Annotated in this window: 21 protein-coding genes; 14 read left to right on the forward strand and 7 right to left on the reverse strand. The window is 70.0% G+C overall.

Annotated features, from left to right (window positions below):
- Nucleotides 1-54: 54 nt before the first annotated feature.
- The 4 genes from AB4850_RS02680 to AB4850_RS02695 all read right to left on the reverse strand — a co-directional run bounded on the left by AB4850_RS02680 (nucleotide 55) and on the right by AB4850_RS02695 (nucleotide 5,205).
- Nucleotides 55-1,065 carry an ABC transporter permease gene (locus AB4850_RS02680; protein ID WP_414441067.1) on the reverse strand — a complete coding sequence of 337 codons (1,011 nt, stop codon included), beginning with the start codon at nucleotides 1,063-1,065 and terminating at the stop codon, nucleotides 55-57.
- Nucleotides 1,066-1,117: 52 nt separating this feature from the next.
- Nucleotides 1,118-2,671: a sugar ABC transporter ATP-binding protein gene (locus AB4850_RS02685; protein WP_414441068.1), complete on the reverse strand. Its 1,554-nt coding sequence runs from the start codon at nucleotides 2,669-2,671 to the stop codon at nucleotides 1,118-1,120.
- Nucleotides 2,672-2,736: 65 nt separating this feature from the next.
- Nucleotides 2,737-3,714 carry a substrate-binding domain-containing protein gene (locus tag AB4850_RS02690; RefSeq protein ID WP_414441069.1) on the reverse strand — a complete coding sequence of 326 codons (978 nt, stop codon included), beginning with the start codon at nucleotides 3,712-3,714 and terminating at the stop codon, nucleotides 2,737-2,739.
- Nucleotides 3,715-3,789: 75 nt separating this feature from the next.
- Entirely contained in the window at nucleotides 3,790-5,205 is a 1,416-nt protein-coding gene (locus tag AB4850_RS02695; protein WP_414441070.1) for an FAD-binding oxidoreductase, read from the reverse strand.
- A 197-nt stretch (nucleotides 5,206-5,402) separates the two neighbouring features.
- Between AB4850_RS02695 and AB4850_RS02700 the strand changes: the two genes are divergently transcribed.
- From AB4850_RS02700 to AB4850_RS02760, 13 genes are all read left to right on the forward strand, one after another.
- Nucleotides 5,403-6,047, forward strand: coding sequence for a glucose-6-phosphate isomerase (locus AB4850_RS02700; RefSeq protein WP_414441071.1), 645 nt, complete (start codon nucleotides 5,403-5,405; stop codon nucleotides 6,045-6,047).
- Nucleotides 6,044-7,006 (forward strand): shikimate dehydrogenase family protein, encoded by a 963-nt coding sequence (locus AB4850_RS02705; RefSeq protein ID WP_414441072.1) that lies wholly within the window; start codon nucleotides 6,044-6,046, stop codon nucleotides 7,004-7,006. The genes AB4850_RS02700 and AB4850_RS02705 overlap by 4 nt, the downstream gene beginning before the upstream one ends.
- A gap of 45 nt (nucleotides 7,007-7,051) precedes the next feature.
- Entirely contained in the window at nucleotides 7,052-7,825 is a 774-nt protein-coding gene (locus tag AB4850_RS02710; RefSeq protein WP_414441073.1) for an SDR family NAD(P)-dependent oxidoreductase, read from the forward strand.
- A 2-nt stretch (nucleotides 7,826-7,827) separates the two neighbouring features.
- Nucleotides 7,828-8,772, forward strand: a complete 945-nt coding sequence (locus AB4850_RS02715; RefSeq protein WP_414441074.1) for an MBL fold metallo-hydrolase — start codon at nucleotides 7,828-7,830, stop codon at nucleotides 8,770-8,772.
- Nucleotides 8,773-8,820: 48 nt separating this feature from the next.
- Complete coding sequence (locus AB4850_RS02720; protein ID WP_414441075.1) at nucleotides 8,821-10,353, forward strand: xylulokinase; 1,533 nt, start codon at nucleotides 8,821-8,823, stop codon at nucleotides 10,351-10,353.
- On the forward strand, nucleotides 10,350-11,018 hold the full coding sequence (locus AB4850_RS02725) for an HAD family hydrolase (RefSeq protein ID WP_414441076.1): 669 nt from the start codon (nucleotides 10,350-10,352) through the stop codon (nucleotides 11,016-11,018). Before AB4850_RS02720 ends, AB4850_RS02725 begins: the two co-directional genes overlap by 4 nt.
- Nucleotides 11,019-11,023: 5 nt before the next feature.
- Entirely contained in the window at nucleotides 11,024-12,133 is a 1,110-nt protein-coding gene (locus AB4850_RS02730; protein ID WP_414441077.1) for a glycerol dehydrogenase, read from the forward strand.
- Nucleotides 12,130-12,897: an SDR family NAD(P)-dependent oxidoreductase gene (locus AB4850_RS02735; RefSeq protein WP_414441078.1), complete on the forward strand. Its 768-nt coding sequence runs from the start codon at nucleotides 12,130-12,132 to the stop codon at nucleotides 12,895-12,897. The genes AB4850_RS02730 and AB4850_RS02735 overlap by 4 nt, the downstream gene beginning before the upstream one ends.
- A gap of 112 nt (nucleotides 12,898-13,009) precedes the next feature.
- Nucleotides 13,010-13,759 (forward strand): hypothetical protein, encoded by a 750-nt coding sequence (locus AB4850_RS02740; RefSeq protein WP_414441079.1) that lies wholly within the window; start codon nucleotides 13,010-13,012, stop codon nucleotides 13,757-13,759.
- Nucleotides 13,760-14,752: an aminoglycoside phosphotransferase gene (locus AB4850_RS02745; RefSeq protein WP_414441080.1), complete on the forward strand. Its 993-nt coding sequence runs from the start codon at nucleotides 13,760-13,762 to the stop codon at nucleotides 14,750-14,752.
- A gap of 1 nt (nucleotide 14,753) precedes the next feature.
- A complete protein-coding gene (locus tag AB4850_RS02750) occupies nucleotides 14,754-15,623 on the forward strand; it encodes a radical SAM protein (protein ID WP_414441081.1) in 870 nt (289 codons plus the stop codon).
- Nucleotides 15,620-16,687: an asparagine synthase-related protein gene (locus tag AB4850_RS02755; protein WP_414441082.1), complete on the forward strand. Its 1,068-nt coding sequence runs from the start codon at nucleotides 15,620-15,622 to the stop codon at nucleotides 16,685-16,687. Before AB4850_RS02750 ends, AB4850_RS02755 begins: the two co-directional genes overlap by 4 nt.
- 7 nt (nucleotides 16,688-16,694) lie before the next feature.
- Nucleotides 16,695-17,921 (forward strand): glycosyltransferase, encoded by a 1,227-nt coding sequence (locus AB4850_RS02760; RefSeq protein ID WP_414441083.1) that lies wholly within the window; start codon nucleotides 16,695-16,697, stop codon nucleotides 17,919-17,921.
- Here AB4850_RS02760 and AB4850_RS02765 read toward each other — a convergent pair.
- Nucleotides 17,878-18,567 (reverse strand): cephalosporin hydroxylase family protein, encoded by a 690-nt coding sequence (locus tag AB4850_RS02765; RefSeq protein WP_414441084.1) that lies wholly within the window; start codon nucleotides 18,565-18,567, stop codon nucleotides 17,878-17,880. The genes AB4850_RS02760 and AB4850_RS02765 overlap by 44 nt on opposite strands.
- A gap of 25 nt (nucleotides 18,568-18,592) precedes the next feature.
- Between AB4850_RS02765 and AB4850_RS02770 the strand changes: the two genes are divergently transcribed.
- Nucleotides 18,593-19,534 carry a phosphotransferase enzyme family protein gene (locus AB4850_RS02770; protein WP_414441085.1) on the forward strand — a complete coding sequence of 314 codons (942 nt, stop codon included), beginning with the start codon at nucleotides 18,593-18,595 and terminating at the stop codon, nucleotides 19,532-19,534.
- Here the strand turns inward: AB4850_RS02770 and AB4850_RS02775 are convergent.
- A complete protein-coding gene (locus AB4850_RS02775; protein ID WP_414441086.1) occupies nucleotides 19,531-20,103 on the reverse strand; it encodes a polysaccharide deacetylase family protein in 573 nt (190 codons plus the stop codon). The two genes, AB4850_RS02770 and AB4850_RS02775, sit on opposite strands and share 4 nt — an antisense overlap.
- Nucleotides 20,104-20,185: 82 nt before the next feature.
- Entirely contained in the window at nucleotides 20,186-20,335 is a 150-nt protein-coding gene (locus tag AB4850_RS02780) for a hypothetical protein (RefSeq protein ID WP_414441087.1), read from the reverse strand.
- Nucleotides 20,336-20,359: the final 24 nt, after the last annotated feature.

Below are 20,359 nucleotides of genomic sequence, written 5' to 3' on the forward strand. Positions count from 1 at the left end.
GCGTCATGCGGCGCATCGCGGCACGGCAACCGCGAGGCGCATCCAACGCGGAGTTTAGCGGAATATCCAGCGGCGCCAGAAGCCCGCGCCCTGCTGCATCAGCACCGCCGCGACGATGATCGCGCCCATCACGACTTGCTGGTGATAGCCCGGCACGCTGGCCAGATTCATGATGTTGCCGATCACGCCGAGGATCAGCACGCCCATCAGCGTGTTGAGCACGCCGCCCTTGCCGCCGGCCAGGCTCGCGCCGCCGATCACCACCGCCGCGATCACGGTCAGCTCGTCGCCCACGCCCACGGTGGGCGCGCCCACGCTGGCGCGCGCCGTCGAGACGATGCCGGCCAGCGCGGCCAGCGCGCCGGAGCACACGTAGGTGCCGAGAATGTGGCGCGCCACCGGCACGCCCGACAGCCGCACCGCCTCCTCGTTCGAGCCGATCGCGCGCACCACGCGGCCGGCGCGCATCCGGCCGAGCGCGATGCCGCCCGCCACGAACACCAGCAGCATCACCAGCGTCGGGCCGGGAATGCCGAAGTAGCTGTGGCGGCCGAAGTCGAGCAGGGCCTGGCCCGCGTCGTCCACCAGGATCGGCGAGCCGTTCGAGACGATCATCGCGATGCCGCGCGCCACCGTCATCATGGCGAGCGTCACGACGAACGGCGTCAGCCGGCAGAACGCCACCAGCACGCCCGACACGAGGCCGCACAGGCCGCCCGTCACGAGCGCGGCCGCCAGCGCGAACGCCAAGCCGTGCTCGGGGATCAGCATCGCCGACAGCACGCTGCCGAGCGCCGCGACCGAGCCGACCGACAGGTCGATGCCGCCGGTCAGCACCACCAGCAGCATGCCGACCGACATGATGCCGACGCCGGCCACCTGGCGCGTGATGTTGGCGAGGTTGGGCGCGGAGAAGAAGTCGCTCGAGATGAACGACGCCGCGATCACCAGCACGACGAGGATCGCCACCGTGTTGAAGCGGCGTGCGGATTGCCAGGCATGCTTGAGCTTCGAGCCGGCGGCGGGGCGCTGGCGCGGGTTCGAGGTAGCGGCGCTGGGATTCATGATGGGTGTCTCCAAACGGGTAGAACGTTCCGGGACGGCGGCAAAGGCCGCGTCAACCGTGAATGAGGGAGGCGTCCTCGCGCCCGGCCGCCTGCGGGCCGGCATGCGGGGAGCCGTGGGTTTCGCCGGGATCGCGGCGCAACGAGAGCGCGAGGATCGCTTCCTCGCTGTAGTCGGCGGGCTGCAGTTCGCCACGGATGCGGCCTTCGCCCATCACCATGATGCGGTCGCACAGCCCCATCAGTTCCTGATGCTCGGACGAGATCACCAGCAGCGCCTTGCCGCGTTCGGCCAACTGGTTGATCAGCGTGTAGATCTCCACCTTCGCGCCCACGTCCACGCCGCGCGTCGGCTCGTCGAGGATGATCAGGTCGCCGTCGGCATGGAACCACTTGGCGAGCACCACCTTCTGCTGGTTGCCGCCCGACAGCGTCGAAACGTCGGCATCCATCGAGCGGGCCTTGATGCGCAGCGCGTCCATCAGTTGCGCGACCGCCTCGCGCTCGCGGCGGAACGCGAGAAAGCCGCCCGGCGCGCTGACCGATTTCAGCGAGGCGAGCGTGGCGTTGATGCGGATCGGCATCGCGAGCACCGCGCCCTGGCCCTTGCGATCCTCGGGCACCAGGCCGATGCCGGCGCGCACTGCCGCCATCGGCGTGCGCGCGTTCAGGCGCTTGCCCTTCAGTTCGATGCTGCCGGCCTCGGCCCGGTCCGCGCCGAAGATCAGCCGCGCCACCTCGGTGCGGCCCGAACCGATCAGCCCGCCCAGCCCGACCACCTCGCCCGCGCGCAGCGAGAACGACACGCCGCGCACCGCCTCGCCGCGCGCCAGTCCGTCCACCTTCAGCACCACCTCGCCGGCCGTGGCGTGCCGTTCGGGGAACAGCACCGACAGCGGCCGGCCGACCATCTTGCGAATCAGTTCGTCGCGCGAAATCTCGGCCGGCACGACGGTATCGACGCGGCGGCCATCCTTGAGCACCGTGATCCGGTCGGCGATCGCGAACACTTCCTCCAGCCGGTGCGAGATATAGACGATGCCCACGCCGCGCGCGCGCAGCGAGCGCACGATCTCCAGCAGGCGTTCGGCGTCGGACGGCGCGAGCGCGGCGGTCGGCTCGTCGAGCACCAGCAGCTTCAGTTCGCCAGACAGCGCCTTGGCGATCTCGATCACCTGGCATTGCGCGGCCGACAGCGTGCCGACCAGCGCGGCCGGATCGATGTCGAAGCCGAGGCTGGCGATCAACGCGCGCGCCTTCGCACGCAGGCCGCGCCAGTCGATCACGGCGGGCAGGGCGGCCAGGAACACGTTCTCGGCCACCGACAGGTCGGGCGCCAGCGCCGTCTCCTGGTGGATCACGGCGATGCCCTCGGCCAGCGCCGCGTGCGGGTTGCGCAGCACCCTCTCGCGGCCCTGCACGCGGATCGTGCCGGCGTCGGGCTGGTGGCCGCCGCCGATCACGCGCATCAGCGTCGATTTGCCCGCGCCGTTTTCGCCGACGAGCGCATGCACCTCGCCGCCGTGCACGTCGAAATCGATGTTCTCGATCGCGTGAATGCCGCCGAATCGCTTGCCGATGCCGGTTAGTGCGATGAACGGAATCATTGGACTGTGTCTCCACTCGGGCGCGCGCCAGCCGCCGGCGGCGCGCGCATGCGACGAAGAAAGCGTCAGAAGATCGCTTTCGGGTTGTAGTACTTGTCGACGTTGCTCTTCGAGATCGCGACGGCCGGCGTGTACGACAGCTTCGGCACTGCACCGGCCTGGCCCTTGGCGGCCTTCACGCCGATGTCCACCGCGGTGCGCGCGACCAGCGCCGGATCGTTGAGCGCGGTCACGCCGTACTTGCCCTGCTTGATCAGCGCGAGCGCTTCCTTCTGGCCGTCGGCCGCCGCCACCAGCGTGATGCCGTCGCGGTTCGCGCTCTGGATCGCGCGGCGCGCGCCGAGCAGCATGCTGTCGTTCTCGGCGAGCACCATGTTGATGTCCTTGTTGGCCACCAGCAGGTCTTCCATCGCCTTCAGGCCGCCTTCGTCCGACCAGTTGCCCCAGCCCTGACCGACGATCTGCAGGTTCGACTTGCCGGTTTTTTCGAGCTGCGCCTCGACGATGCCGGCCAGCACGCCGTCGCGCCGTTCCTTGCCGACCGGGTTGCCCTTCTCGCCGGACAGCAGCGCGATCTTCAGCGGCTTGCCGCCGGTGTTGTCCACCACCCAGCGGCCCACCAGCGCGCCGTTCTCGCTGTTCGACGACTGCACCAGCGTGACGTAGTTGGCCTTCGGGTCGAGCGTGCTGTCGAACACCACCACCTTCACGCCGGCCGCGCTCGCGGCGTTCACCGCGCCCACCAGCGCCTCGGGATCGGCCGGATCGATCAGCAGCACCTTGACGCCGCGCGTGACCAGATCTTCCACGTCGGAAATCTGCTTGCCCATCTTGCCCTGCGCATCGGCCACGATCACGTCCGCGCCGAGTTCGGTGGCGCGCGCCTTGGCCGATTCCATGGCCGCCGCGAAATACGGTGCGTTGAGCACCTTCATCGAAATGCCGACCTTGAGCTTGTCGGCGGCGAACGCGGGTGCGGTGGCGATGATGCCGGCCGCGGCGAACGCGGCGGCGCAGCACAGCTTCTTCATAAGACGCGACATGTCTCCTCCTCTTGTGGGTGTGTCACGCGAAAGGGCGGCGCGGTGCGCTCGCCCGGAAATGCGGGGCGCGGCGCGTCACGGCGCCAGCAGCTTGCCGGGGTTCAGGATGCCGCGCGGGTCGAGCGCGGCCTTCACGGCGCGCATCGCGGCCAGCTCCTCGGGGCGGCGCGACAGCGCCAGCACCTCGAGCTTCTTGGTGCCGATGCCGTGCTCGGCCGACACCGAGCCGCCGAGTTCGGCCGTCACGCCGTACACCACGCGCTTGACCTCGGCCGCGGCGCTCGCCGGCCAGTCCGGCTCCTGCACCACGACGTGCAGGTTGCCGTCGCCGAGATGGCCGTAGACGAGGATGCTGGCGTTCGGCCATTGCGCGCGCAGCCGCTGCTCGCAGCGCTGCGCCGCGATGCCGACCTCGGCGATCGAGAAACTGATGTCGAACGACACGCGGCCCGGGATCAGCCGGCCGTATTCGCCGGGCGCGTCGCGGATCGCCCAGAACGCGGCGGCGTGCGCCTCGTTGGCGGCCAGCGCGGCGTCGTCCAGCGTGCCGGCTTCGAGCATCTCGCCGAGAAACGTCTCGAACGCGGCGTGCTGGCTGTCGGGGTCGGCGCCGCTGCTTTCCAGCAGCACGTAGAACGCGTGCCGGCCCGCGAGCGGCGCGCGCAATTCGGGCAGGCGCGACAGCACGAAGTCGTAATAGCCGGGCCACATCACCTCGAACGCCGACACGCCGGCCGGCAGGCGCTCCTGGGCGAGACGCAGGAGCCGCGTGACGCCGTCGTAATCGGGCACGCCGCACCAGGCGGTGGACACCGCGCGCGGCTTCGGGCGCAGCCGCAGCACCGCGCGCGTCATCACGCCGAGCGTGCCTTCGCTGCCGATCAGCAGGTTGCGCAGGTCGTAGCCGGTGTTGTTCTTGATCATCTTGCGCAGGCCGCCCACCACGCTGCCGTCGGCCAGCACCGCTTCGACGTCGAGCGCCTGCTCGCGCATCATCCCGTAGCGGATCACGCGATTGCCGCCCGCGTTGGTGCCGAGGTTGCCGCCGATGGTCGCGCTGCCGCGCGCGCCGAGATCGAGCGGAAACATGAAGCCGGCCGCCTCGGCCGCTTCCTGCACGACCTGCAGCGGCACGCCGGCCTGCACCGTCATGGTGGCGCTGACCGGATCGATCTCCTCGATCGCGTTCATCAGTTCGAGGCTCAAGGCCACTTCCCCGCCCAGCATGCAGGCGCCGCCCGCCAGGCCGGTCAGGCCGCCCTGCGTGACCACCGGCTGATGGTGCGCATGACAGATGCGCAGCGCGGCCGACACCTGCTCGGTGGTGCGCGGGCGCACCAGCGCGATCGGGTCGGCGCACGGCATGCGGCTGGAATCGGCGTGACGGCGGCCGGCGAAATCGGCCGGCAGGCTCACCACGGCGGCGCCCAGCGCCTCGCGCAGCGCCGCGACCACCGCGGCGGCGCGGGCCGGATCGGGCATCTCTTGCATGAAGTCGTCTCCTGCATGTCCGGCTGGCCTGCGGGTCGAATCGCAGCCTTGCCGGGTTCGTAACGATAGTGTTGCAATCATTATATTTGCAATTCTTGGGATTTTCCCTAGTGAAAACCCGAGTGTTCGTTTGTTTCACAAACTATATCATCACGAAAACTAACGTTTCATTCGAGTTCTCAGAGGGAGAAACAGTCATGCAATGGCCCGAGCCGCGTTCGTTCGACGTGGATCTGGATACCGGCCTGATGGCCGGCACCGATTCGCACTATCAGAAACGCCTTGGCGATCTCGCCGGCCTTTATGCCGATGCGGCGGCGTTCGATGCGCTGGCCGCGACGCGGGCGAGCGAGGTTGTCTACGAAGTCACCGACCACCGGCCGAATGCCGAGCCGGGGGACCTGATCACGGGTGTGACCCGCATGAGCGCGGGCAGGGTGGGGGACGAGTTCTTCATGACGCGCGGCCATATCCACGCGAACATCGACCGCCCCGAGCTGTATTTCGGGCTCAAGGGCCACGGCCTGATGCTGATGGAGGCGCCGGACGGCGAGACGCGCATCGTCGAGATCCGCGCCCATACGGTGTGCTACGTGCCGCCGCGCTGGATTCATCGCTCGGTGAACCTGGGCGACGGCGATTTCGTCATGCTGTTCTGCTATCCGGCCGATTCGGGGCAGGACTACGCGATCATCGAGCGCGCCAACGGCATGCGCCAGCGCATCGTGAGCGACGCTAACGGCGGCTGGCGCAGCGAACCCAACCCGGCGTGGCGCGCGCGCAGCGCCGAGGACATCGAGGCGCTCGTCGCGCGCCGCCATGAAACGGAGCAAGCCCGATGAGCCACACCCCCGCCACCCGTCCGACCTTCTATTTCATCGGCGTGACCACCGGCCAGAGTTCGATCATGCGCGTGTTCCCCGAGTGGGCGCGGCATCTGGGCCTGGGCGACGTCGAGATCAAGGGCATCGATTTCCCGCTGCACGCGAGCCGCGAGGCCTATCGGGAAACCGTGCAATTTCTGCGCGACGATCCGCTGTCGCTCGGCGCGCTCGTCACCACCCACAAGATCGACCTGTACGCCGCCTGCCAGGATCTGTTCGACGAGATCGATCCGCACTCGCGGCTGATGGGCGAAACCAGTTGCCTGTCGAAGCGCGACGGCAAATTCGTCTGTCATGCGAAGGATCCGATCACGTCGGGCCTGTCGCTCGACGGCTTCCTGCCCGAGCAGCACTTCGCCCGCACCGGCGCGGAAGTGTTCTCGATGGGCGCGGGCGGCTCGACCATCGCGCTGACCTGGCACCTGATGCAGGCGAGCCGCGGCGCGAACCGGCCGTCGCGCGTGATCGTCTCGAACCGCTCGGCCGGCCGGCTGGAGGAACTGGAGCGGATTCACCGCGAGCTGGATCTCGGCGTGCCGTGCGAATACGTGACCGCGCCGCGCGCCGAGGACAACGACGCCGTGCTGGCGCGGCTGTCGCCCGGCGCGCTGGTGATCAACGCCACGGGGCTGGGCAAGGACGCGCCCGGCTCGCCGCTGACCGACGCGGCCCGCTTCCCGGAGCGCGCGGTGGCCTGGGACCTGAACTATCGCGGCAAGCTGGTGTTTCTCGACCAGGCGCGCGCGCAGCAGGCGGCGCGCGGCTTGCAGGTGGAGGATGGCTGGACCTACTTCATCTACGGATGGACGCGGGTGATCGCCGAGGTGTTTCATATCGAGATCCCGACGCGCGGCCCGGCCTTCGACGACATTTGCCGGATCGCCGCGGCGGCCGGCAAGCCCGCGCCGGCCGCCTGATTTCCCGCGCCGCTGCGGCGCCCGCACTCAACTGAAGGATTGACGATGTATCTCGACAAATTCCGCCTCGACGGCAAGCTCGCCGTGGTGACCGGCGCCGCGCGCGGCATCGGCTTCGCGATTTCCGAAGCGCTGACCCAGGCCGGCGCGCGCGTGGTGCTGACCGACATGCATCGCGGCGCGCTCGACGAGGCCGTGGCGAAACTGACGGCGGCCGGCGCACAGGTCGAGGCCGAACTGCTCGACGTGACCGACGCGGCCGGCGTGCAGCGCGTGCACGACGCGGTGATCGCGCGCCACGGGCGCGTGGACGTGCTGGTCAACAACGCCGGCATCGCGATCTCGAACCATCCGGCCGAGACCATGACCGACGAGGTGTGGGATCGCGTGATCGACGTGAACCTGAACGGCGTGTTCCGCTGCTGCCGCGCGTTCGGCAAGAGCATGCTGGCGAACGGCGGCGGCAGCATCGTCAACGTCGGCTCGATGTCGGGCTTCGTCGTGAACCGGCCGCAGGAGCAGGCCAACTACAACGCGTCGAAGGCGGGCGTCCACCACCTGACGCGCTCGCTGGCCGCCGAATGGGGCGCGCGCGGCGTGCGCGTCAATGCGGTCGCGCCCACCTATATCGATACCGAGATGAACAAGTATGTGTACGAGGATCCGGAGATGTACCGCCACTGGGTCGGCGGCACGCCGATGAACCGGCTCGGGCGCGTGGACGAGGTCGCCTCGGTGGTGCTGTTCCTCGCCAGCGAGGCCGCGAGCCTGATGACCGGCTCGATCGTGCTCGCCGATGGCGGCTACGTGTGCTGGTAACCATGAACGCCATGCCGCTGTCGATCGACGTGGAAACCTTCGAGATGCCGCTGGCCGCGCGTCTCGCCGGGCGCGCGAGCGCCGCGCCGGACGCATTCGCGCCCGCGCCGCCGGCCGGCGGCGTCGCGCTCTACTGGCTGGGCCAGGCCGGCTTCGTGATCGAGGGCGCGGGGCGGCGCCTGCTGATCGATCCGTATCTGTCGGATTCGCTCGCGAACAAGTATCGCGGCACGCGCTATCCGCACCGGCGCATGATGGCCGCGCCGGTCGCGCCCTACGATTTCGAGCGGGTGGACCTGGTGCTGTGCACGCACCGCCACACCGATCATATGGACCCCGACACCTTGCAGCCGCTCGCGCGGCGCTTTCCGCAGCTGCGCTTCGTAGTGCCGGCCGCCACGCTCGGCGAGGCCGTCAAGCGCTGCGGCGTGGATGCCGCGCGGCTGATTCCGGTGGATGCCGGCGAGTGCGTCGAGCCGCTGGCCGGCGTGCGCGTTTCGCCGGTGCCGTCGGCGCACGAGACGCTCGACGTCGATGCGCAGGGCCGCCATCCGTGGCTCGGCTACGTGATCGAGATCGCGGGCGTGCGGCTCTATCACTCGGGCGATTGCGTGCCGTACGACGGCTTGCCGGAGCAGGTGGCCGCGCTCGCGCCGCATCTTGCGCTGCTGCCGGTCAACGGCCGCGACGACGAGCGCAGCGGCAACGGCGTGCCCGGCAATTTCACGCTGGACGAGGCCGTCTCGCTCTGCAAGGCGGCCGGCATGCGCGCGATGATCGCGCATCACCACGGGCTGTTCGACTTCAACACCATCGAGCCGGCCGCGATCGATGCGCGGATCGTCGAGGAGCAGAGCGCGCTGGCGCTGTACCGTGCCCGCACGCAGTGCGCGTGGCGGGTGCGGGCCGAGGCGCCCGCGCCGGTTGGCGCGCGGCACGGTAGCTGATCGGGCGTGGCGGCCCGCCGATTCACGAAGCACAACGAACCAATGAAGATGGAGACAAGCCCTTATCTTGCGATCGATGTCGGCACCGGCAGCGTGCGCGCGGCGCTGGTGGATGCCGATGGCCGGATTCGCCGGCTCGCCGCGCGCGAGCACGAGCAGCACGTGCCGCGCTACGGCTGGGCCGAGCAGCGCCCGCTCGACTGGTGGGCCGGCGCGGTCGAGGCGATCCGCGAAGTGCTGGCCGCCGAGCCGGACGCGGCCCGCAACCTGGCCGCGATCTGCGCCTGCGGGCAGATGCACGGCACGGTGCTGATCGACGCCGACGGCCAGCTCACGCGCGATACCGCGCCGCTCTGGAACGACAAGCGCGCCGCGCCGCAGGTGGAAGCGTTTCGCGCGCGCTATCGAGGGCTGGGCGACGCGCACGCCTACCTGCCGCGCACCGCCAACCCGCCCACCGCCGCGTGGCCGGCGTTCAAGCTGCAATGGATTCGCGACCACGAGCCGGACGCCTACGCGCGCGCGGCCACGGTGTTCATGCCGAAGGACTACGTCAACTTCCGCCTGACCGGCGAGCGCGCCTGCGACTGGAGCGACGCGTCGATGATGTTCCTGATGGACCCGCAAACGCGCACGTGGTCGGCCTCGATGTTCGACGAACTCGGGCTGGACCCGCGCAAGATGCCGCCGGTGCGCGCGCCGCACGAACTGCTCGGCCAGGTGACGCAGGCCGCCGCGGCGGCCACCGGGTTGCGCGAAGGCACGCCGGTGCTGGTCGGCGCGGCCGACTACCCGGCCTCGGTGCTCGGCTCGGGTGTGTACGAGCCGGGGCTGGCCTCGGACATCACCGGCACCTCGTCGATCATCACCGTGATCGCCGACGCGCCGATGCTGCACCCCGAGGTGTCGAACGTGGCGACCTGCGAAGGGCACTGGGGCCGTTTCACGCTGCTCGATTCGGGCGGCGACGCGATGCGCTGGGCGCGCCGCGCGTTTCATGAAAATACGTTGTCCTACGAAGCCGTCGCGCGCAAGGCGGCCGAAGCGCCGGTGGGCGCCGAGGGGCTGTTCTTCCTGCCCTACCTGAGCGGCGAGCGCTTCGGCGAGCATCCGAATTCGCGCGCGCAGTTCTTCGGCATCGCGGCCCGCCACGGGCTGTCGCATCTGCATCGCGCGGTGCTGGAAGGCGTGGCGTTCGGCGTGCGCCGGCACATGGCGATGATCCAGCCCGAAGGCGTGCGCATCGACCGGCTGGTGGCCGCCAGCGGCGGCGCGAAGGCCGCGCTGTGGCTCGACATCAAGGCCAGCATGTATCGCACGCCGATCCTGGTGCCGGCCGAGGTCGAATGCGGCGTGATCGGCTGCGCGCTGCTGGCCGCCACCGCCTCGGGCCAGTTCGCCACGCTCGGCGACGCCGTGCGCCGCTTCGTGCGCTTCGAGCGCGAAGTGCTGCCCGACCCGCGCGCCAGCGACACCTACGACCGCATGATGCCGATCTTCGAGCGGCTCTACGCCAGCGCGCAGCAGTTCTACGACGATCTCGACGGCCTGCAGGCCGCCGCACCGGAGGGCCGGGCATGAACCTGAAGCCGCAAGCCGTGCTGTGGGACATGGACGGCACGCTCGCGCTGAGCGAGCCGCTGCACATGCGCACGCTGCTGGCCGCGCTTGCGCACCACGGCGTGCAGGCCGGCGACGAGCTGCATCCGCTGATGTTCGGGCAGACTGGCCGCGAAGTGCATCGCATCGTGCGCGAGCGGTTCGGCATCGAGGCCGGCTTCGGCGAGTGGTCGGCATTTCGGGCCGCGCGCTACGTGGCCGAAGCGCCGCAACTGGTCGAGCGCCCCGGCGCGCTCGGCGTTTGGCGCGCCGTGCAGGCGGCCGGCGTGCCGCAGGCGGTGGTGTCGAACGCGGGCCGCATGCTGCTCGAAGCGAACCTGAACGCGCTCGGCCTGCAGTCGCCCGAACTGGTCAGCGTCAGCGCCAACGATGTGCGCCGCGGCAAGCCCGATCCCGAGCCCTATTCGCGCGCGGCCTATCTGCTCGACGTGCCGGCCGCCGGCGCGGTGGCGGTGGAGGACAGCCCGACCGGCGCGCAGGCGGCGCTGGCCGCCGGCATGCGCGTGCTGGGCTGGCCCGCCGATGCCGAACACGTCGCGCTGTTCCCGCCGCAAGTTCAACTGGTGTACGACGCCGCCGAGCTGGCGGCCGCGCTCGGCCTTTCCCTCGATCCTTCGACATCCTGACCATCATGCTGAAAACCAGTATTTTTCCGTCGCGCTACGTGCAGGGCGCGGGCGCGCTCGACACGCTCGACGCCGAACTCGCGCGGCTCGGCTCGCGCGCGGCCTGCCTCGTCGACCGCAACGTGGCGGCGCTGCTCGAACCGGTGCTCGCGCGCGCCGGCAACGTGGCGTTGCAGGTGCGCGCCGTGGACGCCGCCTGCACCGAGCGCGCGGTGGCCGAGACGGCCGACTGGGTGCGCTCGACTGGCGCCGATATCGTCGTGTCGTTCGGCGGCGGCAAGGTGATCGACACCGGCCGCGCCGCCGCCGACGACCTGCGCCTGCCGTTCGTCTGCGTGCCCACGGTGGCCGCGTCCGACGCGCCGTGCAGCGCGCTGGCCGTGATCTACGACGACGCGGGGCGGGTGGTGCGCGACCGCTTCGTGCGCCGCAACCCGGACCTGGTGCTGCTCGATACGGCCGTGATCGTGCGCGCGCCGGCGCGCTTCTTCATCGCCGGCATCGGCGACGCGCTCGCCACGTTCTACGAAGCCGACGCCTGCCGTCGCGCCTACGCGCGCAACCTGTGCGGCGGACGCGGCACGGCGCTGGCGTTCGAGGCCGCCCGGCTGTGTCGCGACATGCTGTTCGCGCACGCCGTGCAGGCGGTGCAGGATTGCCGCGCGCAACTCGTCACGCCCGATTTCGACGCGACGCTCGAAGCCACCGTGCTGCTGTCCGGCATCGGCTTCGAATCGGGCGGCGTGGCGGCCGCGCATGCGATTCATCACGGGCTGGCCGACCTGCCGTCGTCGCACGGCCTGCTGCATGGCGAGAAGGTGGCGGTGGGCGTGCTCGCCTCGCTGTTCCTGTCGGCGGTGCCCGACGACGAGCGGCGCCGCGTGTTCGCGTTCTGCCGCGCCGTGGGGCTGCCCACGCACCTCGCGCAGATCAACGTCGATGCGGCCGACGACGCTGCGCTCGGCATTGCCGCCGCCCGCGCCTGCCGCAGCGGCGAAATCATCCACAACGAACCTTATCCGGTCGATTCCACGATGCTCGTCGCCGCGCTGAAAAGCATGGACCGTTACGGCGCGCGCCTGGAAGCCGACCTTCAACTGCCGAGAGCCGCATGAACCCGATCGAAACACACTCCACGCCGACCTTTCATCCGCAACTGTTCGCGGGCCGCACCGTGCTGGTGTCGGGCGCGACCAGCGGCATCGGGCTGGCCATCGCCGAAGGCTTCGCCGGGCTTGGCGCGCAGGTGATCGCCACCGGCAGCTCGGCGGCCAAGCTCGACGCGCTGCAGGCCGACCGTTCGCTGGCCGGCATCCGTTTCGCGGCGCTCGATGTACGCGACGGCGAGGCGATCGAGCGCTTCGCGGCCGGCCTTGAGACGCTCGACGTGCTGGTCAACGCGGCCGGCGTGGCGCGGCCGTTCGACGAGTACCGCGACGATGTGTTCCGCGAGGTGCTCGACGTGAACCTGACCGCCGCGATGCGCTTGTCGATGGCGGCGCGTGCGCACCTGGAGCGGACCAAGGGCTGCATCATCAACATCGCCTCGATGCTCAGTTATCTGGCCGACGCCGAAGTGCCGGCCTATTGCGCGAGCAAGACCGGCATCCTCGGCCTGACGCGCTCGCTGGCCCATGCGTTCGGCGTGACGGGCGTGCGCGTCAACGCGATCGCGCCGGGCTACCACCGCACCGACATGACGCGGCCGTTGTGGGAATCGCCCACCGCCGCGCCGAAGATCGCCGCGCGCAGCGCGCTCAAGCGCTGGGGTGAGGCGGAGGACCTGGTCGGCGCGACGCTGTTCCTCGCGTCGCCGGCCGCGGCGTTCGTGACCGGGGTGACGCTGCCGGTGGATGGGGGTTACGCCAGCGGCAGTTGAGCGGGGCAGGGCGGCAAGCGGGGTCGGGCCCGCCCGATTTCCCCCGACAAATAACTTCAGGTAAATTACCCACCGAACGCCCGCCCCATCCCGATCCGGAGCCGCCCTCTCCATGCAGGACCGTCCCCTTCCGCTCGACCTGTCCGGCCTGGCCCGGAGCCTGTACGCGCAGGGCACCGAGGAAAGCATCCTGGCGCGGCTGATGGAGCGCATCGCGCCGGTGCATCGCGTGTGCGTCGATATCGGCGCGAGCGACGGCCTGCGCAACAGCAACACCGCGCTGCTGCTGCGCGAGCAGGGCTGGTCGGGGCTGCTGGTGGAAGGCAGCGCGTATCGCTTCGGCAAGCTCGCCGAACACTACGCCGGCGCGCGCCATGTTCGGCTTCGCCACGACCGCGTGCAACCCGACACGGTGGACGGCCTGCTGGCCGACGCGGGCATCCCCGCCGATTTCGACCTGCTGTCGATCGACATCGACGGCAACGACTACTGGATCTGGCGCGGCCTGCGGGCGTTTCGGCCGCGCATCGTCGCGATCGAATACAACCCGTACTACGCGCCGCCCGAACGCTGGGTCATGTGCTTCAACCCCGATCACGAATGGGACGGTTCGACCTATTACGGCGCGAGCCTCGAATCGCTGTGCCATCTGGCCCGCGACAAGGGCTACGAACTCGTGTGCTGCGACGACATGGGCAACAACGCGTTCTTCGTGCGGCACGACCTGTATCCGCTGCTCGGCATCGCCAACAACGATCCGTCGGTGCTGTTCCGCCCCGCGATGTACAAGCTGCGCTACGTGGGCAACAACACCTTCCTGACCGGCCATCCGTATCGCCATGGCCCGGCCGAGCGTATCTGAATGCCACCGCCCGCCGCCTCCTTCGACGCGATCCGCGCGGCCTACGCGCTTGGCCCGGGCGAGCCGCCGCGCCGTGTCGGCGAGCGCGTGTGGCATCTGCCGGGCGAGGGTGGCGGCTTCGCCGTCAAATGCTATGCGGCGGCGCATCGTGCGCGCGCGGAGAAGGAAGCGGCCGTGCTCGCGCATCTCGCGGCGCACGACGATGCACGCTTTCGCATCCAGCGGCTGCGGTGCACGTCGAGCGGCGCGCCGCTCTGGTCGGACGGCAGCACGCACGCGATGCTCACGCATTGGCAGGACGGCCGGTTTCGCACCTACGACACGTTCACGCCGGCCGAATGGGCGGCGCTCGGCGCGAGCCTGGCGGCGCTGCACGGGCAACTCGACGGGCTGCGGCTACCGGCGGCGGACACGATCCGCACACGGCTCGAAGCGATCGACGTCGAGGCGGTGCGCCGCAGCCTGCACAATGCCTGCGACCAGGCCCGCCATCGTGCCGATGCCGAACCGCTGTACCGCTACGCCGACCTCGCGCGCCGCCTGCTCGACCACTGCCATCCGGGCAGCCTCGCGGCGTTCCCCGCCGACGATCCGCAGCACCCGATCCACAACGACTACAACCAGTTCAACTATCTGTTCACGCCCGCGCTGCCGCCCGTGATCCTCGACTGGGAGGCGGCGATCGGCGCGCCGCGCGAATACGAACTGGTTCGGTGTCTGAATCATTTGCCGCTGGAAGCGCCGGCGCTGGCCGAGGCGTTCGTGCTGGCCTATTTGCGCGTGCGGCCGGTGGCGGCCGAGCGCTTCGCGTGGGCCGTCGACGCGGCGTGCCTGCAGCATGCGATCAAGCTCTGGGTGGTGCAGGGCTGGCTCGACGAGCCGGCGCGCTTCGCCGTGCATCTGGCCGGCGCCGTGACGATGGCGGGCGCGATGGTGGATGCGCGCGGCCCGCTCGTCGATTTCTTTTCCCGTTGCGCGCAAGCAGGACGCTGACATGACTACCGATCCGAACCCGGCCGCCCCGGCGGGCGAGCGCAAGCATGTGTTTCCGCCGCCGATGGAGCGCCACTACCGCGTCGAGGGGGGCCGCGTGCAGACGCGCTCGCTCGAAACGCATATCGTCGATCACTGCAACCTGACCTGCGCGCAATGCTGTTCGCTGTCGCCGCTGCTGCCCGAGTGGCACGTCAGCCCGGCGTCGGTCGAGCAGGACCTGCGGATTGCCGCCAAGGTGCTGAACCCGCGCGTGTTCAAGCTGGTCGGCGGCGAGCCGCTGCTGCACCCGGAGATCGTCGAGATCGTCGGGCGCGTGCGCGACACCGGCATCGCGCCGCTTATCTCCGTCACCACCAACGGCCTGAAGCTCGGCGAGATGAGTGACGCGTTCTGGCAGGCGGTGGATGCGCTGACGATCTCGCGCTACCCGAAGCCGGCGCTGCCCGCCGCGCTGGTCGCGCATGTCGAGGCGCAGGCCGCGCGTTTCGCGGTGCGCCTGAACTGGAAGGTGCAGGACGTGTTCACCACCATGGACCGCGCGCAGCCGTCCACCGATCGCGACGAGGCGCAGCGCGTATATCGCGATTGCTGGATTCGCGAGCGCTGCCATATGATTCGCGACGGCACGTTCTACACCTGCACGCGGCCCGCGCATTTCCATACGCTCTATCGGGGTACGAAGGATTTCCAGGCCGACGGCCTGCCGCTGCGCGACGGCCCCGGCATGCTCGACGCGCTGCTGGCCTACCTGCAACGCGAAGCGCCGCTCGAAGCCTGCCTGCATTGCCAGGGCGGCAGCGCGCCGGTCGCGCCGCATCGCATCCTGAAACGCATCGAAGTGGACACCTTGAAGGCTCGCTACCCATGATCGTCGGCACGCGTGACGCATTCGGCTTCCAGCGCCTGCATTACCACCCGCGCAGCGGCGCATCGGCCGGCACCATCCGCGCCACGTTGCTGGCGGCCGCGCATGCCGGCCAGCCCGCAGCCGGCGCGCCCGACGCGGCGGCCATCGCCGGTTACCTGAGCGGCGCGCGCCTGGCCGGCCGCACCGTGTTGCGCGACGTGCTGGCCGTGCCGCCGGGCCATGCGCTGTTGCGCACGCCACAGGGGCTGGCGGTGCAGCCCGCGAGCGAGCCGGCCCGGCCCGCGAACCTCGACGCGGTGCTGCGCGCCTCGCTGCAACGCGCGCTCGACAGCGGCAAGCGCGTCGCGCTGGCGCTGAGCGGCGGGCTCGACTCGGCGCTGCTGCTGGCCTTGCTGCGCGAGTTGGGCGCGCACCGGCAGGTGAGGTCCTACATCCTCGCCACCGACATGCCCGATTACTGCGAACTCGACGCCGCGCTCGAACTGGCCGGGCAGATGCAGGCCGACGTGAAGATCGTGCGCGTGAGCGAGGCCGATTTCGTGGCCGCGCTGCCGCGCACCACGCAGGCGGTGGAGGAGCCGATGTTCAACCTGCATCCGGTCGCCAAGCTGTTGCTGGCCGAGGCGATGGCGGCCGACGGCATCGAGTTGGCGATCACCGGCGACGGCGCCGATCAGGTGCTGCGCCGCGATCGTTCGGCGAACTATCTACCGTTGTGCCACGCGCTGTTCGATGCGGCGGGCGTGGAACTGGTGCCGCCGTTCGTCGACGACGCGGTGGTCGCGCACCTGACCAGCTTCGAGCCGGACCCGGACAAGCAGTGCCTGCGCGAACTGGGCGGCCGTCTGGCGCTGCCGGCGCGCCTGGTGAAAGGCCCGAAGCGCGGTCGTCTCGCGCCGGCGATGGACCTGTCGGCCTGGCTCGATCCAAACCGCACGCCAGCGCTGGCCGCCTCGCTCGGCCTGCCCGCGCCCGCGCTGGCCGCCGATACCGAGCGCGTGCTGTGGACCACGCTCGCGCTGATCCTCGATCATCTCGATGCTTCGTCGCATCGTTCGACCTGAACCGCTCATGACACGCATCCTGTTCTGCGTGGTGCCCGAGAAGGGGCACCTCAATCCTTGCATCGGCCCCGCGCAGCACTTGCGCGACGCGGGCTTCGAGGTGGCGTTCTATGCGCCCGTCGATATCGGCGCGCAACTGGCGGGCGCGGGCGGCTTCGCGTTTCTCGGGCCGCGCGAGATTCCCGAGCGTCACGACCTGTCGCGCGGCGCGAGCTTCGCCGAGCAGATCCGCGACGCCGACTGGCTGCGCCACTGGATTCGCACGCTGCTGATCGATCTCGCGCCCGAGCAGGTGGACGGCATTCGCGCCGTGCTGCGTGACTGGCGGCCCGAGGTGGTGGTGATCGATCCGCTGCTGTACGCGGCGGCGATCGCGGCGGAACTCGAAGGGCTGCCGTGGGTGGCGATGTCGAATTCGCTGAACCCGGTGCTGCCCGACGATCTGGATTCCGAACTGTTGCGCACCGTGCGCTGGCTCGCGCCCGAGCGCGAGGCCCTGTTCGCGCGTTATGGGCTGACCGGGCGTTTTCGCGGCTGCGACATCCTCTCGCCGCACCTGACGCTGGCCTTCACGACCGAGGCGCTGGTGGGCGCGCCGCCGCCCGGCGTCGAGCTGGTCGGCCCGGCGATGCCGTCCGGCCCGCGTGGCGACGAGACGGCGTTCCCGTGGGAGCGGCTCGATCCGGCGCGCCCGCTCGTCTACATGTCGCTCGGCAGCCAGCTTTATTACCATCCCGATCTGTTCGACAAGGTCGTCGAGGCGGTGCGCGCGACGCCGGCGCAACTGGTGCTGTCGATCGGAGAACTGATCGATTCCGATTGGCGGCCGGGGCAGAAGCTCGGCGCGCCGGCGGGCGAGGCCGACGTCATCGCCGTGCGCTACGCGCCGCAACTGGCGCTGCTGCGGCGCACGCACGCGTTCATCAGCCACGGCGGCGCGAATTCGGTGATGGAGGCGCTGGCCAGCGGCGTGCCGATGCTGCTCTCGCCGTTCTGCAACGACCAGTTCCATTCGGCACATTTCGTCGAACAGGCCGGCGCGGGTTTCCGGATCGATCTGGAACGCGCCAGCGTAGAGGAATTGCGCGCGGCGATCGAACGACTGCTGCAACCGGGCGGCGAGCGCGAGCGCGTGGCGCGGATCCGCGAGAGCTATGCGCGCGACGGCTCGGCCGAGGCCGCGCGCCGGATCAGCGCACTCGCCGCAGGAAACCGCCGGGCGACAGCGTCATGATCACGCGGTCCTCGATGTCGAGATCGGCCTCGAAGCGCGGATCGGCATCGAGGAAGGCGCGCGCGGCCGTGGCGGGATTGTTGCCGCGGCCGTAGGGCTTGCCGTCGAACATCGTGGCGGGCAGGTATTCCATGATGGTGTCCATCACGATGACGTAGCTGCCCGGCGTGACGAGCGGCGCATAGCGTTCAAGTTCGCGCAGTACGTGCGCGTGCGTATGCGTGAGATCGAGGATCACCATCACGCGCGCGCCGTCGGGAATGTGCGCGCGCACGGCGGCCAGCGTATCGTCCGCGCACGAATCGCCTTCGATCAGCGTCATGCGATGGGCGAGCCGGTTGGCCTGCAATTGCGCGCGCACGTCGTCGCGCAGGCGCGGCTCGATGGCGATCACGCGGCCGTCGCCGCCCGTCAGTTCGAGCATCGACGCCGAGAACACCACGCCGCCGCCGGCCGCGATGCCGGTCTGCACGATGCGGTCGGGGCGCTCGCGCCACACCAGCTCCTGAATCGCGAGCATGTCGCCGGGCAGATGGAAGAAGCGCTCGCCGAGCCAGCGCGTCTGGAACAGATGATTGAATTCGGCGGCGCGCGTCAGCCACGCGATATTGAGGTCCCGCATGCGGGCCGAGATACGGTCGGACATGGTCAATGCAATGCTCAGGAGTGACGTGGAAACGCTCGAACCCTTGCTTCAACGGTATTGGCATACCGGGCCGGTGCGCCTGGCGGCGTTGCCGTCGGGCCATACTAACAAAACGTTCAGGCTGGAATGCGAGGCGGGCGGGCGGGTGCTGCGCGTGTCGTGGGCCGGCAAGCCGCTCGATCAGGTGCGGCGCGAGGCGGCCGTGCTCGATCATGTGCGCGCCGTGCCCGGCCTGCCGGCGCTGCCGGTGTTGATCCCGACTGTCGATGGGCAGCCCGGCGCGCATTTGCCCGATGGCCGCTGGCTCCATCTGTTCGAGGCGATCGACGGCGTGCCGGGCCTGCCCGCCGACGCATTGGCCGGCACGCTCGACGCGATGCGCACGCTGGCGCGCCTGCATGCGGCGATGGCCACGCTGCCGGCGCCCGGCGCCACGCCGCTCGGCTGGCTGGCCGCGCGCCATGCGCGCGTGGCGGCGCGCGCGAGGCCGCGCCTGCCGGGCGAACTCGATAGCGAGTACAACGAATTGATCCGGCGCATCGGTGCGCATCTCGCGACCGCAACGGGCTGGTTGACCGGCCCGGTGCACTGGCTGCACGGCGACTATCACGCCGGCAACCTGCTCTATGCGGGGAATGCCGTAAGCGGCGTGCTCGATTTCGACGACGTGGGGCAGGGTGCGCACTGGCTCGAAGCGGCGTTCGCGTTGTTCGCGCTGTCGCGCGATGCGCAGCGCGACGATCGCTTCGTATTCGATGCGCCGACCTGGGCTGCCGGGTTGCAGTCCTACGCGGCGGCGCGGGCCGATGCCGCGCCGGGCTGGATCGATGCGCATCGCGAGGCGCTGACGTTGCTGTTCTGCGCGGATCAGACGCTGATCCATCTCGAAGCGGCGCAGCGCGGCTTGTGGACACCCGGCGCTGGCATGGGGTTTCTCGGCGCCTGGCGGCAGTTGATCGCGGATTAGGCCGAAGTCAGGAACAAGCGCACCGCCTCGACCGTATTGGGGCGCGGCTCGCCATGCCGCGAGCCGTCGTGCAGGCAGAACAGCGCGTCCTGGCCCAGCGCGGCGCGCGCGGCCAGATGCGCGCGCATCGCGTCGCACAGCGCCTGCGGCGCGGGGGGCGGCCGCTGCCAGTCGTCGAGGATCGCGGTCCAGCCGGTGTGTTCGCGTTGCAGGCGGGCGAGCACGCCGGCGCGGCAATCTTCGGGCTGCCAACCATAAGGCAAACGAAACGGAACGACATCGGGCACGGGTACGCCGGCCAGCCGATGGGCTTCGCGGATCAGCGCATCGGTGGCCTCGATCTCGCCGCTCAGGGCCGCATCGCTCAATTCGCCCGCGCGGGCATGCGTGTAGGTGTGATTGCCGAGCCGGTGGCCTTCGCGCACGATGCGCGCGGCGATGTCGAGCGCGCCTTCGAGATGCCGGCCGAGCACGAAGAAACTGGCCCGGCATGCGGCGGCGCGCAGCACGTCGAGCAGCGGCGGCGTCGACGGGCCGGGGCCGTCGTCGAAACTCAGGTGGAAGGACATGGCGGTTGGGGAAGGCGGGGAGTAGCGCGCTGGCACGCGGCAAGTGGCGGGAACCGGAACGATAACGCAGCCGGCGGGGCCGTTACTCGCACTGCGGCGCGAGCAGGCTCTTTTCCTTGCCGATCAAGGTCCAGCCGCTGTCGATCTGGCTGCGCGGGTTGGTTTCATGCAGCCACCAGGTGCCGCATTCGGTGCAGCGATAACGCGCGATGCGCACGGGCGCCTTGAACATCGGGCGCAACTTTTTCAATGGGCC

This window comes from Burkholderia sp. 22PA0106 (genome assembly GCF_047497155.1).
Classification (GTDB): Bacteria; Pseudomonadota; Gammaproteobacteria; order Burkholderiales; family Burkholderiaceae; genus Burkholderia.